At 73.3% G+C, this 16,586-nt stretch carries 17 protein-coding genes; 12 read left to right on the forward strand and 5 right to left on the reverse strand.

Features of this window, described 5'->3' with window-relative positions; all coding sequences use genetic code 11:
* Positions 1-10 precede the first annotated feature (10 nt).
* Genes AC2CHG_RS08720 through AC2CHG_RS08735 form a run of 4 tightly spaced genes read left to right on the forward strand, consistent with a single transcriptional unit; the run spans position 11 to position 3,047 of the window.
* Complete coding sequence (locus tag AC2CHG_RS08720) at positions 11-1,120, forward strand: M24 family metallopeptidase (RefSeq protein ID WP_484524513.1); 1,110 nt, start codon at positions 11-13, stop codon at positions 1,118-1,120.
* Positions 1,117-2,259, forward strand: coding sequence for an acyl-CoA dehydrogenase family protein (locus tag AC2CHG_RS08725; protein WP_013286268.1), 1,143 nt, complete (start codon positions 1,117-1,119; stop codon positions 2,257-2,259). Before AC2CHG_RS08720 ends, AC2CHG_RS08725 begins: the two co-directional genes overlap by 4 nt.
* A gap of 9 nt (positions 2,260-2,268) precedes the next feature.
* Positions 2,269-2,484: a DUF433 domain-containing protein gene (locus AC2CHG_RS08730; RefSeq protein ID WP_262015218.1), complete on the forward strand. Its 216-nt coding sequence runs from the start codon at positions 2,269-2,271 to the stop codon at positions 2,482-2,484.
* 59 nt (positions 2,485-2,543) lie between these two features.
* Positions 2,544-3,047 (forward strand): Lrp/AsnC family transcriptional regulator, encoded by a 504-nt coding sequence (locus AC2CHG_RS08735; protein ID WP_128138189.1) that lies wholly within the window; start codon positions 2,544-2,546, stop codon positions 3,045-3,047.
* Here the strand turns inward: AC2CHG_RS08735 and AC2CHG_RS08740 are convergent.
* Together AC2CHG_RS08740 and AC2CHG_RS08745 are read right to left on the reverse strand one after the other, a co-directional pair.
* Positions 2,980-3,591 (reverse strand): histidine phosphatase family protein, encoded by a 612-nt coding sequence (locus AC2CHG_RS08740; RefSeq protein ID WP_484524514.1) that lies wholly within the window; start codon positions 3,589-3,591, stop codon positions 2,980-2,982. The genes AC2CHG_RS08735 and AC2CHG_RS08740 overlap by 68 nt on opposite strands.
* 65 nt (positions 3,592-3,656) lie before the next feature.
* Complete coding sequence (locus AC2CHG_RS08745; RefSeq protein ID WP_484524515.1) at positions 3,657-4,631, reverse strand: DMT family transporter; 975 nt, start codon at positions 4,629-4,631, stop codon at positions 3,657-3,659.
* Positions 4,632-4,704: 73 nt separating this feature from the next.
* Here AC2CHG_RS08745 and AC2CHG_RS08750 point away from each other — a divergent pair, with 73 nt between their 5' ends.
* Positions 4,705-5,622 (forward strand): LysR substrate-binding domain-containing protein, encoded by a 918-nt coding sequence (locus AC2CHG_RS08750; RefSeq protein WP_355512196.1) that lies wholly within the window; start codon positions 4,705-4,707, stop codon positions 5,620-5,622.
* 123 nt (positions 5,623-5,745) lie between these two features.
* Entirely contained in the window at positions 5,746-5,940 is a 195-nt protein-coding gene (locus tag AC2CHG_RS08755; RefSeq protein WP_073829538.1) for a CsbD family protein, read from the forward strand.
* 57 nt (positions 5,941-5,997) lie between these two features.
* Here AC2CHG_RS08755 and AC2CHG_RS08760 read toward each other — a convergent pair whose 3' ends face one another.
* The gene (locus AC2CHG_RS08760) at positions 5,998-7,404 is read right to left on the reverse strand and encodes a KamA family radical SAM protein (protein WP_262016190.1); all 1,407 of its coding nucleotides are present in this window, start codon (positions 7,402-7,404) and stop codon (positions 5,998-6,000) included.
* A 143-nt stretch (positions 7,405-7,547) separates the two neighbouring features.
* On the opposite strand from AC2CHG_RS08760, the gene kdd reads away from it, so the two are divergent.
* The 6 genes from kdd (at position 7,548) to AC2CHG_RS08790 (ending at position 14,352) form a co-directional block, all read left to right on the forward strand.
* On the forward strand, positions 7,548-8,609 hold the full coding sequence (gene kdd, locus AC2CHG_RS08765) for an L-erythro-3,5-diaminohexanoate dehydrogenase (protein WP_262016191.1): 1,062 nt from the start codon (positions 7,548-7,550) through the stop codon (positions 8,607-8,609).
* A gap of 4 nt (positions 8,610-8,613) precedes the next feature.
* On the forward strand, positions 8,614-10,185 hold the full coding sequence (locus AC2CHG_RS08770; protein WP_357210583.1) for an amidohydrolase: 1,572 nt from the start codon (positions 8,614-8,616) through the stop codon (positions 10,183-10,185).
* Complete coding sequence (gene kamD, locus AC2CHG_RS08775; RefSeq protein ID WP_484524516.1) at positions 10,182-11,741, forward strand: lysine 5,6-aminomutase subunit alpha; 1,560 nt, start codon at positions 10,182-10,184, stop codon at positions 11,739-11,741. The genes AC2CHG_RS08770 and kamD overlap by 4 nt, the downstream gene beginning before the upstream one ends.
* Positions 11,738-12,490, forward strand: a complete 753-nt coding sequence (gene kamE, locus AC2CHG_RS08780; RefSeq protein WP_357210586.1) for a lysine 5,6-aminomutase subunit beta — start codon at positions 11,738-11,740, stop codon at positions 12,488-12,490. The genes kamD and kamE overlap by 4 nt, the downstream gene beginning before the upstream one ends.
* Positions 12,490-12,882 (forward strand): 3-aminobutyryl-CoA ammonia lyase, encoded by a 393-nt coding sequence (gene kal, locus AC2CHG_RS08785; RefSeq protein WP_355512187.1) that lies wholly within the window; start codon positions 12,490-12,492, stop codon positions 12,880-12,882. The genes kamE and kal overlap by 1 nt, the downstream gene beginning before the upstream one ends.
* A gap of 132 nt (positions 12,883-13,014) precedes the next feature.
* Positions 13,015-14,352, forward strand: a complete 1,338-nt coding sequence (locus AC2CHG_RS08790) for a glutamate mutase L (RefSeq protein WP_484524518.1) — start codon at positions 13,015-13,017, stop codon at positions 14,350-14,352.
* Between the two features lie 420 nt (positions 14,353-14,772).
* On the opposite strand, the gene AC2CHG_RS08795 is transcribed toward AC2CHG_RS08790, so the two are convergent.
* Positions 14,773-15,555, reverse strand: a complete 783-nt coding sequence (locus AC2CHG_RS08795; protein WP_484524517.1) for an ABC transporter permease — start codon at positions 15,553-15,555, stop codon at positions 14,773-14,775.
* Positions 15,552-16,526, reverse strand: coding sequence for an ATP-binding cassette domain-containing protein (locus AC2CHG_RS08800; protein ID WP_484524519.1), 975 nt, complete (start codon positions 16,524-16,526; stop codon positions 15,552-15,554). The genes AC2CHG_RS08795 and AC2CHG_RS08800 overlap by 4 nt, the downstream gene beginning before the upstream one ends.
* Positions 16,527-16,586 lie beyond the last annotated feature (60 nt).

A 16,586-nucleotide genomic window follows, 5' to 3' on the forward strand; every position in this document is an offset into this window, starting at 1 on the left:
GCTTCGGGGTGTGGGAATCGAGGAACTGTACCCCGCCGGGCGTCTCGTCGCGGCCCAGCGCGCCACCGCCGCGGCGGGCCTGGACGCGCTGCTGCTCACCCCGGGTTCCGACCTGCGCTACCTGACCGGCTACGACGCCCGCGAGGGGGAGCGGCTGACCTGCCTGGTGCTGCCCGCCGAGGGCGAGCCGACGCTGATCGTGCCGGTGCTGGAGCGGCCGGACGCCGAGGCCGCGCCCGGCACCGGGTACCGGATCGTCGACCACGCCGACGGCACCGACCCGTGGCCGCTGGTGCGCAGGGCGCTGCCCGGCCCGGTCCGCGCCGTCGGGCTGGCCGACCGGATGTGGGCGCAGCAGGTCCTCGCGCTGCGCGACGCGCTGCCCGGCGCGGCCCAGCGGCTCGCCTCCGACGTGCTGCGGGAGATGCGGATCCGTAAGTCGCCGGCCGAGGTGGCGGCGCTGGCCGAGGCGGGCGCCGCGATCGACGCGGTGCACCTGCGGATGGGGGAGTGGCTGCGCCCCGGCCGCACCGAGCGCGAGGTCGCCGCCGACCTCGCCGCCGCGATCCGGGCGGCCGGGCACGCCGCCGTCGACTTCGTCATCGTCGCGGCCGGGCCGAACGGCGCGAGTCCGCACCACGGCATCTCGGACCGCCCGATCGGCGCCGGCGAGCCGGTGGTGGTCGACATCGGCGGCACGATGCCGTCGGGCTACCGCTCCGACTGCACCCGCACGTACGTCGCCGGCGGTCCCGCCCCGGCCGAGTTCGTGGACTACTACGCGGTGCTGTGGGAGGCGCAGCGCGCCGCCGTGGCCGCCGTCGCGCCGGGTGTGACCGCCGAGGCCCTCGACGCGGTCGCCCGCGACGTCATCGCCGCCGCCGGTTTCGGCGACGCCTTCCTGCACCGCACCGGTCACGGCATCGGCCTCGACGGCCACGAGGAGCCGTACGTGGTGACCGGTAACCCCCGGCCGCTTCAGGCCGGCATGGCTTTCTCGGTCGAACCCGGGATCTACCTCGCCGGGCGGCACGGAGCCCGGATCGAGGACATCGTCGTCTGCACGACGGACGGCGGGCAACGGCTCAACACCACCCCCACGGAGCTCATCGCGCTATGAACGTCGACCGGATCCTGCCCACCGACGAGGCCCACGACCTGCTGGACCTCGCCACCGAACTCGCCGACCGGGAGCTGGCTCCGGCCGCCGCCGGTTTCGAGGCCCGCGCCGAGTTCCCCCGGGAGGTGCTGCGCACCCTGGGCCGGGCCGGCCTGCTCGGCCTGCCGTACGCGGAGGAGCACGGTGGCGCGGCGCAGCCGTACGAGGTGTACCTCCAGGTGCTGGAGATCCTCGCCAGCCGGTGGCTGGCAGTGGCCGAGGCGGTCAGCGTGCACACGCTGTCCTGCTACCCGCTGGCCCAGTTCGGCACGGACGAGCAGCGCAAACTGCTGCCGGACATGATCGGCGGGGAACTGCTCGGTGCGTACTGCCTCTCCGAGCCGCAGGGTGGCTCGGACGCGGCGGCCCTGACCACGCGGGCGGTGCGCGACGGCGACGCGTACGTGGTGACCGGCACCAAGGCGTGGATCACGCACGCCCGGGTGGCCGACTTCTACAACATCTTCTGCCGCACCGGCGGTCCCGGCCCGAAGGGCATCTCCTGCCTGCTGGCCGACCGGTCGACGGCGGGCATCCACCCGCAGGCCGCCGAACGCACCATGGGCCTGCACGCCTCGCCGATCGCGCAGATCGCCTTCGACGACGCCCGGGTGCCGGCGGAGCGGCTGATCGGCGGCGAGGGCGCCGGGTTCACCATCGCGATGTCCGCGCTGGACTCCGGCCGCCTGGGCATCGCCGCGTGCGCGGTGGGCCTGGCCCAGGGCGCGCTGGACTACGCGGTCGGCTACGCCCGGGAGCGCCGCCAGTTCGGCCGCGCGATCATCGACTTCCAGGGGCTCGGGTTCAACCTGGCCGACGCCGCCACCCAGATCTCCGCCGCGCGGGCGCTCACGCTCGCCGCCGCGCGGCTGCGCGACGCCGGCCGCCCGTACTCGATCGAGGCGGCCAAGGCGAAGCTGTTCGCCACTGACGTGGCGATGCGGGTGACCACCGACGCGGTGCAGGTGCTCGGCGGCGCCGGGTACGTCGCCGACCACCCGGTCGAGCGGTACATGCGGGAGGCCAAGGTGCTCCAGATCGTCGAGGGCACCAACCAGATCCAGCGTCTGGTCATCTCGCGTGCGCTGGCGAAGGGCTAGCCTGTCGCGGTGACCTTCCCCCGGATCACCGTGGACCCCGACGTCATGGGGGGTGCGCCCTGCGTACGGCAGTCGCGCATCCCCGTGGCCACCCTGCTGGCCATGATGGCCGAGGGCATGTCCGTCACGGACATCCTCACCGACCTGCCGTTCCTGGACGAGGAGGACATCGCGGAGGTGCTGAACTACGCCGCGGACGCGGTGCGCGACCGGACGGCGCGCTGAGCGTCACCACGGCGGGCCGGGTACGGCGTGGGAGCGCTTTTCCGGCTACTGTGCAGCGCGTGGAGGAGATCGACCGTGCCATCGTCGCCGCGCTGACCGGGGACGGTCGGCTGTCGTACACGGATCTGGCCGAGCGGGTGGGCCTGTCGGTGTCGGCCGTGCACCAGCGGGTCCGCCGGCTGGAGCAACGCGGGGTGATCAAGGGGTACGCCGCGCGGGTGTCGTTCGAGGCACTGGACCTGCCGCTGACCGCGTTCGTGGCGATCCGGCCGTTCGACCCGTCCCAGCCGGACGACGCGCCGGAGCGGCTGGCGCACCTGCCCGAGATCGACTCGTGCTACTCGGTGGCGGGGGAGGACTTCTATCTCCTGCTGGTGCGGGTGGCCGGCCCGGCCGACCTGGAGCGGGTGCTGCAGGAGATCCGTACCGCCGCGAACGTCACCACGCGCACGACAGTGGTGCTGTCCACGCCGTATGAGAACCGGCCGCCGAAGATCAGTGGCGAGCTGACCGGCCGGGGTCGTCCCCGCCCGTCGGCGGAGCCGGCAGGTTCCACCGCCTGAGCACCCGCCGGCCGTGCTCGTGCCCGAGCACGCTGAGCGTGGCGGTGTCCAGCCGCAGCAGCGCCCCGGCCGAGGGCGGCAGCCCGATCCAGCGCGCCCCGAGCACGCGCAGGCTGTGCCCGTGCCCGACGAGCGCGACATCGCCCTGTTCCAGCAGCGGCGCGATCCGGTCCAGCACGCGGTCCAGGCGGGCGCCCACCTGCTCCGATGACTCGCCGCCGGGGCCGCCGTCGGCCCAGATCGACCAGCCGGGCCGGTCGGCCTGGATGTCCGCGGTGGTGCGGCCCTCGTACTCGCCGTAGTTCCACTCGGCCAGGTCCGGCTCGATCGCGTCGACGGTGAGCCCGGCCAGGGCGGCGGTGCGGGTGGCCCGCTGCCGGGGGCTGGACAGCACCCGGGCGAAGCGCCGGCCGGCGAGCAGCGGGGCCAGCGCGCCGGCCTGCCGTTCGCCGTCGGGGGTCAGGTCCAGATCGGTGTACGAGGTGTGCCGGTGGGCGGCGCTCCAGCTGGTCTCGCCGTGCCGGATCAGCAGGATCTCGTTCACCGGCCCAGTCAACCACGCCGGGGCGGGCCCGGCCCGCCGCCGACGGTTAACCGGGGAAGCGGGCGCTAGCGGGCCGCCGGCGTGGGTTCGGTCAGGCCGTCGCGTGCCGGGACCGGCCGGCCGGACGCCCGTTCCCGGGCGCGTGCGCCGCCGGGGCGCAGTTGCAGGACCGCGACGGAGGCCAGCACCAGTGCGCCGCCGGCGAGCTGCGCGGGGGTCAGGGCCTCGCCGAGGGTGAGCGTGGCCAGCGCGGCGGTGACCACCGGTTCGAAGGTGGACAGGATGGCCGCGGTCGACGGACCGGTCCGCTTCAGCCCGGCGAAGAACGCCAGCATCGCCACGACCGTGGAGATCACGGCGATGGCGGCCAGCCAGAACCATCCCCGCCACCCGAAGCTCAGGTCGGCGCCGCCGGTGACCAGGGCGCGAGCGCCGAGGGTGCCGGCGGCACCCGTCATCACCAGCGCCGACAGCGCCACGGGTGCCAGCCGGTGCACGACGGTGTCGGAGACCAGGATGTAGACCGTGTAGGTGACGGCGGCGGCGAAGGCCAGCAGCGCCCCGAGCGGATGGAAGCCCGCGCCACCGGCGCCGAGCAGGACCAGCAGCGTTCCACCCGAGGCGGCCACCAGCGCCGCACCGCGTCTGGGGCTGAGCCGGTCCCGGCCGAGCAGGACCGCCGCCACCGTCACCAGGACCGGGTACGTGTAGAGGATCAGCGCCAGCAGGGACGCGTCCATCAGTTCGAGCGCGGAGAAGTACAGGCTCGCCTGTGTGGCGTACCCGATCGCGCCCAGCCCGAGGGCGACGGCCACCACCCGCCCGCGCCTCGTCGCCGGCCGCACACCGCTGTCGTCGCCCGGCGCCGCGCGGCGCCGGGCCGGCCGGGTGAGCAGGACGAGCCCGAGCAGTACGGCGGCCAGGCCGAAACGCACCAGCAGCAGAGCCGTCGGGGAGACACCGGCGTCGTACGCGAGCTTGCCGAAGACGGCCATCGCGCCGAAACAGGCGGCGGACAGGAGACACAGCGCGGCACCCACGCGCCAAGGATCACCGGCGCCGACTGCTCGGGTCCAGCGATGAATTCCGCAGGTGAATCATTAGGATTCCCGCATGATCGAGCTGGACCTGCGGCGGTTGCGTTTCCTGCGGGAGTTCGAGGAGCGCGGCACGATGGCCGCTGTCGCCGCGGCTCTGGGCTACAGCCCGTCGACTGTGTCGCAGCAGCTGGCCCTGCTGGAGAAGGAGGCGGGTGTCCGGCTGCTGGGCCGGGCGGGCCGCGGCGTACGGCTCACCGAGGCCGGGCACGTGCTCGCCCGGCACGCCCGGGTGCTGCTGTCGGCGGCGGAGGCGGCGGAGGCCGACCTGGCCGCGCTCGACGGTGACGTCCGGGGGAGCGTCCGGGCGGGCGGCCTGCAATCGGCGGCGCGCCGCCTGCTCGTGCCGGCCGTGGCCCGGATGAGAGCCGAGCACCCGCGGGTGCGGGTGGAGATCTTCGAGCTGGAACTCGAACAGTCCCTGCCGGGCCTGCGGCTGGGCGCCGTCGACCTGGTCATCGGCGACGAGTACGACAGTCAGCCCCGCCCCCGCCCGGCGGGGCTCCGTTTCACGCTGCTGCTCGAGGAGCCCTTGCGGCTCGTGCTTCCCGCCGCGCATCCCCTCGCCGGGACCGGGGGACACGTCGCGGTCGCCGACCTGCGGTCCGAGGTGTGGACGGCCTCCGCCGAGGGCACCGGGCACCACGCCATGGTGGTCGGGACGTGCCGCCGTCTCGGCGGCTACGAACCGGACCTGCGGCACCGGTCCAGCGACGCGGACGTCCAGCTGGAGCTGGTCCGGGCCGGGGCGGCGGTCGCCCTGATGCCGGCGCTGGCCCTGCCCGGGGACGACCCGGCGCTGGCGGTGCGGGGCATCGCCGAGACCGCTCTCCGGCGCCGTCTGGTGGCTGTCACCCGGGGCACGCCACCGGCGCCCGCCCTCACCGCGTTCCTGGCCGCCGTCACGGACCGCGTCCGCGACCTGAACCGGTAGGCACACACTTTCAACCTATTATCCTAGGACGCCCTACGCGATGTGCGCCGGTCAACGGCGTTTGACACGACACGCACCGGGGACGCGGCAAGGGCAAGGCGCAGCCGGACGAGGGAGGGCGACATGAGCTTCACCGACAAGGCGAAGAACAAGGCCCAGGAGATGAGCGGCATGGCCAAGGAGCGGATCGGCGACGTGACCGACAACGAGCGGTTGCGGGCCGAGGGCGCCTCCGAGCAGAGCACGGCGCGGGCCCGGCAGGCCGGGGAGCACGCCAAGCAGGCGGGCCGCGACGTCAAGGACGCCTTCAACAAGTGAGTACGCGAACGGCGGGCCACCTCATCGCTGAGGTGGCCCGCCGTCGGTTGTCCGGGGTCAGTCGTCGCGGTGGGCGAGCCACCAGGCCTGGCCGGCCTCGGGCAGCGTGTCGATCGGGTCGTAGTAGGCGTAGCGCTTGTTCAGCGCCTCCAGGTCGGCCGACTCGATCGAGGTGCGGTAGTTCTTCGTCCAGTACGAGATGCCGCGCTCACGGTCGTAGTCGGTGAGCATGTGCACCCAGCGCTTGCCGACGAACGGCACGTCGCAGACGATCCGCGGGGTGGCGTAACCGGGCAGGTAGCCCATGATGTCGTGCTGGAGCTGCTGGGCGTGCCAGACCGGGACGCGCCAGTGCTCGGCGTTGGGGATCATGTCGCACATGTAGAAGTAGTACGGCAGGATGCCCGCCTCGCCCTGCAGCGCGAAGCACAGGTCGAGCAGGTCGGCGCTGGTGGCGTTGACGCCGCGCATGAGTACGCCCTGGTTGCGCACGTCGCGGACGCCGACGTCGAGCGCCGTCTGTGCGGCCTTGGCGACCAGCGGGGTCAGCGACTGGGCGTGGTTGACGTGGGTGTGGATGGCCAGATTGACGCCGCGGCGGGCGGCGGTGCGGGCGACCCGTTCGAGGCCCTCGACCACGTCGGGCTGGAGCCAGTGCTGGGGCAGGCCCATGAGCGCCTTGGTGGCGAGCCGGATGTCGCGGATCGTCTCGATCTCCAGCAGGCGCATCAGGTACGACTCGAGGTTGCGCCACGGCACGTTGGCGACGTCGCCGCCGGAGACGACAACGTCACGTACGCCCGGGTGGGCCTTGAGGTAGGTGATGTGGGCGTCGTAGCGGTCGACCGGCTTGAGGGTGAGCTTGAGCTTGTCGACGGCGGGGGTGGAGTTGCCGACGAGGTCCATGCGGGTGCAGTGGCCGCAGTACTGCGGGCAGGTGGAGAGCAGCTCGGCGAGGACCTTTGTGGGGTAGCGGTGGGTGAGACCCTCGGCGACCCACATGTCGTGCTCGTGGAGGCTGTCGCGGCTGGCGTACGGGTGCGACGGCCAGTCGGTGCGCCGGTCGGAGGCGACCGGGATCATGTAGCGGCGGATCGGGTCGGCCAGCAGCGCCTCGGTGCTCATCGGCTGATGCGGCACCATGGTGTTGAGCATCTGCGGCGGCACCAGCATGGACATGGTGGCCAGCGCCTTCTGGTCGGCCTCCAGGTCGGCGTAGAAGGTCTCGTCGACGGTGTCGCCGAGGACGGCGCGCAGCTGCTTGATGTTCTTGACGCAGTTGACCCGTTGCCACTGGGCGCTCTCCCACTGTTCGCGGGTGATGTGGCGCCAGCCGGGGAAGCGGGTCCAGTCGGGTTCGACGAGGGGCGCGCGGCGGTATTCGTAGGGCTGTCCGGCGGTCGGAACGGCGACCGGCGCGGGGCGGGGCGTCGGGATGGTCTCCACCGGTTGGGTCTGGGTCACGGCCCCTCCTCGTCAGTGTGCGGTTTGATCAACGGATGCGTAGGCTACTGGAAAATCTGCGGTGAAGAAATTATTCTGCCGGAAGTTTTCCCGCGACGCGACTCCTGGCCGGGGGTTCGGGCGGCTGGACATAGGGGGTCGGCGTGACGTCACCGGTGGGTCTGCACCGAGTCGTGGAACCGGCGGGGGTGCTCCCGCAGGCGGCCTGGCGGCTGGACCCGGACCCGCGGATCGCGGCGAACGAGGTCCGGATCCGGGTCGAGCGGCTGAACCTGGACGCGGCGAGTTTCCGGCAGCTGGCGGAGAAGCACGGCGGCGACGGGGAGAAGGTCCGCGCCGAGGTGCTGGAGATCGTGTCGGCCCGGGGGAAGATGCAGAACCCGGTGACCGGTTCCGGCGGCATGCTGATCGGCACCGTCGAGGAGGCGGGCCGCCGCTCGCCGCTGGGGCTGAAGGCGGGTGACCGGGTGGCGACGCTCGTGTCGCTGACGCTGACGCCGCTGACGATCACCGACGGGCTGGCCCGCTGGGACGGGCGCAGCGAGCAGGTGCCGTGCGACGGGTACGCGATCCTGTTCGCCCGGTCGATCGCGGCGGTGCTGCCGCCGGACCTGCACCCCGAGCTGTCCCTGGCGGTGCTGGACGTGTGCGGGGCGCCGGCGTTGACGGCGCGGGTGGTGGCCGAGCAGGTGGCGCGGCGCTCGCGGGAGGGTGATCCGCGTCCGGTGTCGGTGGCGGTGATCGGCGGGGCCGGCAAGAGCGGGTCGCTGTCGCTGGCGGCGGCGCGGCGGGCGGGCGCCGCCCGTACCGTCGGGGTGGTTCCGGTGGCGTCGGAGCGGGACGCGCTGACGGCGGCCGGGCTGGCCGACGTGGTGGCGCTGGCCGACGCGCGGGATCCGGTGGGGCTGTCGACGGCGGTGACGACGGCGCTGGGTGTGCCGGCGGACGTGACTGTGGTGTGCGTGGACGTGCCGGGGTGTGAGCACGGCGCGGTGCTGGCCACGGCGGACGGCGGTACGGTGATCTTCTTCTCGATGGCGACGAGCTTCGCGGCGGCGGCGCTTGGTGCGGAGGGCCTGGCGGCGGACGTGACGATGCTGGTGGGCAACGGGTACGTGCCGGGGCACGCGGCGCTGGCGTTGGATCTGTTGCGTGCCGAGCCGGGGGTGCGCGGCCTGTTCGAGGCTCGTCTGACGGCAGACTGAGACCATGACGAACCCCTCGACGCTGTATCGCGGTGGAGTGCTGCACTGTCCGGCGGACCCGAGCGCGACGGCGCTGCTGGTGCGGGACGGGCGGATCGCCTGGTTGGGTACGGACGCGGACGCGCCGCGGGCGGACCGGGTGGTGGAGCTGGGCGGTGCGCTGGTGACGCCGGCGTTCGTTGACGCGCACGTGCACGCGACCGATACCGGGTTGGCGTTGTCGGGGCTTGATCTGTCGGCGGTGCGGTCGGCGGATGGGCTGCTGGAGGCGGTGTCGGCGTTCGCGGCGGGTCTGCCGGGTGACGCGGTGGTGCTGGGGCACGGCTGGGACGAGTCGGGCTGGGCGGATCCGGCGTTGCCTGATGCGGCGGCGCTGGACCGGGCGGCCGGTGGGCGGCGGGTGTATCTGTCGCAGGCGTCGATCCATTCGGCGCTGGTGTCGGCGGCGCTGCTGGCGGCGTGTCCGGAGGTGGTGTCGGCGGCCGGGTTCGAGGCGTCGGGGTGGCTGCGGCGCGACGCGCATCACGTGGTGCGGGCGGCGGCGTTCGCGTCGGTGTCGCGGGCGCAGCGGGTGGCGGCGCAGCGGCGGGCGCTGGAGCATGCGGCGTCGCTGGGTGTCGCGGCGGTGCACGAGTGCGGTGGTCCGGACATCTCCGACGAGGAGGACTTCACCGGGCTGCTGGCGATCTCGGGGGCCGGGGTGCCGGAGGTGTACGGGTACTGGGGTGAGCTGCTGGGTGCGGCGAAGGCCCGGGAGCTGGGTGCGGTGGGCGCGGGTGGTGACCTGTTCGCCGACGGGGCGCTGGGGTCGCGGACGGCGCACGTGTCGGCGGCGTACCTGGACGGTGAGGCGGGGGCGTGCGGGCACGGGTACGTGTCGGCGGAGCAGGTCCGTGATCATCTGCTTGATTGTGCGGCGCACGGGTTGCAGGGCGGGTTCCACGCGATCGGGGACGCGGCGATCGCGACGGTGCTTGCGGGTTTCGGGCTGGCGGCGCGGTCGCTGGGTGTGGACCGGTTGCGGGCGGCCCGGCACCGGGTGGAGCACGCGGAGATCATGAGCAAGGCGCTGATCGCCGGGTTCGTGGAGTACGGGATCGTGGCGTCGATGCAGCCGGCGTTCGACAGGTTGTGGGGCGGCGCGGGCCGGATGTACGAGTCGCGGCTGGGGTTGGCGCGGTCGCTGGAGTCGAATCCGATGGGTGCGATGCACGGCGTCGGGGTGGCGTTGGCGTTCGGGTCGGATTCGCCGGTGACGCCGCTGGATCCGTGGGGGTCGGTGCGGGCGGCGGCGGCGCATCACAACCCGGCGCAGCGGATGAGTGTGCGGGCGGCGTTCGCGGCGCACACGCGCGGCGGGTGGCGGGCGGTGCACCTGGACAACGAGGGTGTGCTGGCGTTGGGGGCGCCGGCGACGTTCGCGGTGTGGGACACCCCGGCGGGCGTGGAGCGGGGGCTGCCGGTGGTGCTGGCCGAGGATCCGGAGTTGCGGGGCGCGGACGATCCGACGCCGCTGCCGGTGTGCCGGGCCACTGTGTTGCGCGGTGACGTGATCTATCAGGAAGGGTCTTCGTGACAGGGAAGCTTGGGCTGGATCCGGCGCTGGTGGCGCGGGCGCGGGAGTTGGCGCGCCGGGCCGGGCAGCCGGTGGTGGATCTGGCGCGTAGTCACACCACGGTGTCGGTGGAGCGGGCGGTGCTGCGGCTGGCCGGGGTGACCGGCGCGGACCCGGACGGTATTCCGTGGGTGAACCGGCTCGTGGACGCGGTGGTCGCGGACGTGGGTCTGGGGCACGGGGTGGCGGCGCCGGTGTTCGACGCGCTGGCGCGTGAGGGCATCACCGATGTGACGTTGCTGGCGCAGAAGGCGGCGGCCGGGTCGGTGCGGTTCGCGCAGCCGTCGGGGAAGGCGGCGACGGCGGCGCGGCGGGCGTCGCGCAAGGCGGTCGCGGCGGGGGTGCGCAGCATCGACCGGCGGCGTGCGGAGCGGGATCGCCTGGTGAAGCGGTTCGGGGATCCGGAGCGGCGGCCGTGGATCTACCTGATCGTGGCGACGGGTGACATCTACGAGGACATTCCTCAGGCGCAGGCGGCGGCGCGGGCCGGCGCGGACGTGATCGCGGTGATCCGGTCGACGGGGCAGTCGCTGCTGGACTACGTGCCGGAGGGGGCGACCCGGGAGGGTTTCGCGGGCACGTACGCGACGCAGGAGAACTTCCGGTTGATGCGGGCGGCGCTGGACGAGACGTCGCGGGAGCTGGGCCGGTATGTGCGGCTGACGAACTACGCGTCGGGTCTGTGCATGCCGGAGATGGCGACGCTGGCCGGGTTGGAGCGTCTGGACATGATGCTCAACGACTCGATGTACGGGATCCTGTTCCGCGACATCAACCCGATCCGTACGTTCGTGGACCAGCGGTTCTCGCGGCAGGTGCACGCGCGGGCGGGGATCATCATCAACACCGGTGAGGACAACTACCTGACCACCGCTGACGCGGTGGACGAGGCGCACACGGTGACGGTGTCGCAGCTGCTGAACGAGTTCTTCGCGCACGAGGCGGGGCTGGCGGACTGGCAGCTGGGGCTGGGGCACGCGTTCGAGATCAACCCGGATGTGCCGGAGTCGTTCCGGTTGGAGCTGGCGCACGCGTTGCTGGCGCGGGAGTTGTTCCCGGATGCGCCGTTGAAGTGGATGCCGCCGACGAAGCACATGACCGGTGACGTGTTCCGGGGCAACCTGCTGGACGGGTTCTTCAACCTGGTGGGCACGATGACCGGGCAGGGGATCCTGCTGGTGGGGATGATGACCGAGGCGGTGGTGACGCCGTGGTTGTCGGACCGGGACATCGCCCTGCAGAACGTGCGGTACGTGCTGGGCGCGGCGGGCGGGTTGCACGAGGACTTCGTGCCGGCGCCGGGCGGGTTCATCCAGGAGCGGGCGCACCGGGTGCTCGGTGAGGCGGTGGGCCTGCTGGAGCGCATCGGGGACCAGTCGTTGCTGACGGCGATCGCCGAGGGCACGTTCGGGATCATGAAGCGGCCGGCGGACCGCGGGAAGGGCCTTTCCGGGGTGGCGCGGCACGAGGCGGACTACTACAACCCGGCCACGGAGATCCTGGAGCAGACCCTGTGAGCGAGAAGACGGTCGTGCGGCCGTACGGGGACACCACCGGTGACGGCATGGTGCAGGTGTCGTTCACGTTGCCGGTGCCGCACGACAAGCGGGCCGAGGGCGCGGCGGTGCAGCTGGCAAACAAGATGGGCATGGACCCGGCGATGCTGGTGCACGCCAAGCCGATCGGTGACGGGTTCACGTTCTTCGTGGTGTACGGGCGGGTGAACCACCTGGTGGACCTTGCGAAGGTGCAGGTGGTGGAGCGTGACTATCCGCTGCTGTCGGCCAAGGAGGTCAACGCGGTGGTGAAGCGGCGGCTGCGCCGCAAGCTGTCGGTGGTGGGCGCCTGCATCGGCACCGACGCGCACACCGTGGGCATCGACGCGATCCTCAACGTCAAGGGCATCGCCGGTGAGAAGGGCCTGGAGTACTACCGGGAGCTGAAGGTCACGAATCTGGGCGCGCAGGTGAGCGTGCCGGAGCTGGTCGAGGCGGCCCGGCGGGAACGCGCCGACGCGGTGCTGGTGTCGCAGGTGGTGACGCAGCGCGACGCGCACCTGCACAACACGCGGGAGATGTCGGCGGCGTTCCGGGAGGCGATGCCGGCAGGGCGCCGGCCGCTGCTGATCGTCGGCGGGCCGCGGTTCGACGAGACGATGACCGGCGAGCTGGGCGTGGACCGGATCTTCGGCCGTGGCACCACCCCGGGTGAGGTCGCCAGTTACCTCGTCCACGCTTTGATCACCTCCAGGAAGGCGAACACCTGATGAGCGATCCCCGTGTCGGTCTGACAGTCACCCACCGCCGGTACGTGCCGTACTCCCACGCCCACTACGCGGGCAACCTGGTCGACGGGGCGTACGCGCTGGGGTTGTTCGGGGACGTGGCGACCGAGGTGTGCATCCGCACCGACGGCGACGAGGGGTTGTTCGCCTCGTACTCGGACGTGCAGTTCCGGGCGCCGATGAAGGCCGGTGACGTGCTGGAGGTGACGGCGACGGTGACCCGGGTGGGCACCCGCAGCCGCACCATCGACTTCGCCGCGACTGTGGTGTGCCGGGGCCGCCCGGACAAGGGCGAGTCGGCCGCCGAGGTGCTCGACGAGCCGATCGTGGCGGTCACCGCGACCGGCACGGTGGTCGTGCCGCCATCACCGTGAGCGCGAGGAGCGAGCCGGTGTTGCGAGCCCCGCAGTCGCGAACGAAGGCGAGCCCGGCGTGAGCGCGAGGAGCGAGCCGGTGTTGCGAGCCCCGCAGTCGCGAACGAAGGACGGCCCAGCGTGAGCGAGCCGATGTCGCGCGTCGTCGTCTGCGCGGACGTCGGGTCGACGTACACGAAGGCCGCGGTGGTGGACCTCGACGGCGGCCGGCTGGTCGCGGCGGCGTCGGCGCCCACCACGGTGGGCACTGATGTGCTGCACGGCCTGGACGCCGCGGTCGGCGCGGCCACCGCGTCGGCCGGGGTCGCTGAGGTGCCCTGGTACGTGTGTTCGTCGGCCGGGGGTGGGCTGCGCCTCGCGGTGGTGGGTTACGAGCCCCTGGTGACCGCTCAGGCGGGCCGGCGGGTCGGTCTGTCGGCGGGCGCGAACGTGGTGCACGTGGCGGCGGGTCGGCTGTCCGGGGCGGACGTGGCGGCGTTGCGGGCGGCCCGCCCGGACGTGGTGCTGCTCGTGGGCGGCACCGACGGCGGGGACGCCGAGACGGTGACGCACAACGCGACGCGGCTGGCGAAGGCCCGGTTCCGGGTGCCGGTGGTCCTCGCCGGCAACGCCGACGTGCGTGCCGACCTGCACGCGCTGCTGGCGGGTGCGGGGGTGCCGGTGACGGTGGCGGACAACGTGCTGCCCCGCATCGGGGTGCTGGAGCCGGCGTCGGCGCGGGCGGCGATCCGGGAGGTGTTCCTGCGGCACGTCATCGGCGGCAAGAAGCTGTCCCGGGGTACGCGGTTCGCGCGGCTGGTCCGCGCCGCCACGCCCGACGCGGTGCTCACCGGCGTGGAGGTCCTCGCCGGCACGCTCGGCGGTGACCTCGCGGTGGTGGACGTGGGTGGGGCCACCACCGACGTGTACTCGGTGCTCACGCCCGACGAGCGGGACAGTGGCCCCAGTCAGGAGGTCGCCGGGACGCTGTGGCGGGCCCGCACCGTCGAGGGGGACCTGGGCATGCGGTGGAGCGCGCCGGGTGTGGTGCGCGCCGCGGCCGAGGAGCGGCTGCTGGACGCGGCCGAGGAGGCGCAGCTGACGGCTGCGGCGGCGGTACGGGCGGCCGACCCGGGGTTCCTGCCCGCCGGTGACGGTGAGCGGGCCGTGGACCGGCGCATCGCGGCGCTGGCGGCGACTGTGGCGTTGCGGCGGCACGCGCGTGGTGCGGCGACGGGGGAGCGGGCCGGGCGGGACCTGCGGGAGGTGAAGCTGCTCGTCGGTTCCGGCGGGGTGCTGCGGCACGCCGACCCGGGTGACGCGGCGGCGGTGCTCGACGCGGTGCTCACCGACCACGCCGGCGGGTGGGCGTTGCCGCGGGCGGCCCGCCCGGTCGTCGACGTGGACTACGTGCTGGCCGCCGCCGGGCTGCTCGCCGACGATCATCCGGGTGCGGCGGCGGCGATGCTGCGGCACCACCTCGGCGCCTGAAGCAGCCTCAGGAATCGAGACGCGCCGACGCGACACGCCGTGTCGCAACACACGACAGGCCCGGGTGGGTTGACAGCGGCGGGGGTCTACGCCGTACCGTCTTTGAGTCCTACCACGGGAAGCGGCTGTTGTTCGCTTCGTCCCTTCGTCCGCTGGCCGAGCGACCGGAAGGTTGCGGCGGCCAGGTCCAGCGGGCGGGGGTCGGCGGGGCGGCGCGAACCGGTCGCGGTTACCGGTGTACGGGCAGGGTGAGAGGCACGGCCAGTAGACAACGGCCAGGCGGGGGCAGCCAGTCCACGTCGGGTCGGTCCGAAGGTCGGCGCCGATCGTCTTCGCCCCACCGGCCGGGAAGGGCCTGGGAGCATCGGGGCGCGGCTTCGGCCGCGCCCCGATTTCATCCCCCCGATACCCCGGCCCTTGTCAGCGGCCGAGCCGCCGGTAGCGGCGCACCGCCGCCGGCGCGGCCACCGCGATCAGCGCCAGCGGCCAGACGATCGCCAGTTCCAGCGCGTGCCGGGCCGGCCACGAGTCGCCGCCCAGGCCCGGGTTGCCGAACAGGTCCCGGGCCGCCGCCACCGTCGCCGACAGCGGATTCCAGGCGGCGATCGCGCCCAGCCAGTCCGGCATCAGCTCCGGCGCCACGAACACGTTGGACAGCGCGGTCAGCGGGAACGCCAGCGGGAACACCACCACCGCGACCGTGTCCGGGTTCGGCACGAGCAGCCCGAACAGGATGCCCACCCAGGTCATCGCGACGCGCAGCAGCAGGATCAGCGCCACCGCGGCCAGCGCCGGGCCGGTGCCCTCGCGCCACTGCCAGCCCACCAGCAACCCGCACACCACCAGCGTGGTCATCTCCAGGCACGCCCGTACCAGGTCGGCGCCCGCGCGGCCGGACAGCAGCGCCGAACGGGCCATCGGCAGTGACCGGAACCGGTCCACCACACCACGGCCGGTGTCCACCGCGACGGCCGACGCGGTCGCGCCGAGGCCGTAGAGCATCGTCATGACGAACACGCCCGGCAGCAGGAACTCCCGGTAGCTGCCGTCGCCCGGCACGGACATGCCGCTGCCGAACACGTAGCCGAACACCAGCACGAACATGATCGGCAGGCTGAAGTAGAGGATGATCTCCTCGGGGGCGCGGACCACGTGCCGCATGTTCCGCCCGGCCATCAGCCACCCGTCGGTCAGCGCCCTCACGACGCCACCCCCACCCGCTGCGCGTCGGCGTGGCCGCCGGTGAGCCGTAGGAACGCCTCGTCCAGTGTGGGACGGCGGACCAGCACGTCGTCCACGGCGATCCCGGCGTCGTCGAGGGCCCGCAGCACGGCGGTGAGCACGGCGATCCGGTCGGCCACCGGCGCGTCCACACGCCGCAGCTCGACGTCCACTGTCGCGGCCGCGCCGGTGGCGCGTTCCATCACCGCCGCCGCGGCGGGCAGGTCCGCCACGTCGCGGACCACCAGTTCCAGCCGGTCGGCGCCGATGCGTGCCTTCAACCGCTCCGGGGTGCCCTCGGCCACGACCCGGCCGGTGTCGATGACGCACACCCGGTCGGCGAGGTGGTCGGCCTCCTGCAGATATTGGGTGGTCAGCAGCACCGTGGTGCCGTCGTCGACCAGTTCCCGCACCGCCGTCCACAGGCCGTTGCGGCTGCGCGGGTCCAGGCCGGTGGTCGGCTCGTCGAGGAACAGCACCCGCGGTGGCACCACCAGGCTGGCGGCGAGGTCCAGGCGGCGGCGCATCCCACCGGAGTAGCCGCCCGCCGACCGGTCCGCCGCCTCGGTCAGGCCGAACCGGTCCAGCAGCTCGTCGGCGCGGCTGCGGGCCCGGCGCGCGGACAGCCGCCGCAGCCGCCCGAACAGCACCAGGTTCTGCCGTCCGCTGAGCACCTCGTCGACCGCCGCGTACTGTCCGGTGAGGCTGATCGCGGCGCGGACCCGGTCCGGGTCGGAGGCGACGTCGTACCCGGCCACTCTGGCCCGGCCGGCGTCGAAACGCAGCAGCGTGGTGAGGATACGCACCGCTGTGGTCTTGCCTGCCCCGTTCGGGCCGAGCACCCCGTACACGGTGCCGGCCGGCACGGCCAGGTCGAAGCCGTCCAGGGCGGTGGTGCGTCCGTACGTTTTTCGTATCCCGTCGGCCAGTACGGCCGTCGCGTCGTCGGTCATGGAAGTCAGCGTCACCGGCGGCGCTGACCGGGCGCGTACCGCGCGCGCACCGGGCGGCGC

This window comes from Micromonospora sp. ATLC20 (assembly GCF_057196585.1).

Excerpts from the sequence above, each read along its gene's own strand:
- AC2CHG_RS08800 (WP_484524519.1), bottom strand. The coding sequence starts at position 16,526 with ATGACCGACGACGCGACGGCCGTACTGGCCGACGGGATACGAAAAACG.
- kal (WP_355512187.1), top strand. The coding sequence starts at position 12,490 with ATGAGCGATCCCCGTGTCGGTCTGACAGTCACCCACCGCCGGTACGTG.
- AC2CHG_RS08790 (WP_484524518.1), top strand. The coding sequence starts at position 13,015 with ATGTCGCGCGTCGTCGTCTGCGCGGACGTCGGGTCGACGTACACGAAG.
- AC2CHG_RS08755 (WP_073829538.1), top strand. The coding sequence starts at position 5,746 with ATGAGCTTCACCGACAAGGCGAAGAACAAGGCCCAGGAGATGAGCGGC.
- AC2CHG_RS08750 (WP_355512196.1), top strand. The coding sequence starts at position 4,705 with ATGATCGAGCTGGACCTGCGGCGGTTGCGTTTCCTGCGGGAGTTCGAG.
- AC2CHG_RS08770 (WP_357210583.1), top strand. The coding sequence starts at position 8,614 with ATGACGAACCCCTCGACGCTGTATCGCGGTGGAGTGCTGCACTGTCCG.
- AC2CHG_RS08725 (WP_013286268.1), top strand. The coding sequence starts at position 1,117 with ATGAACGTCGACCGGATCCTGCCCACCGACGAGGCCCACGACCTGCTG.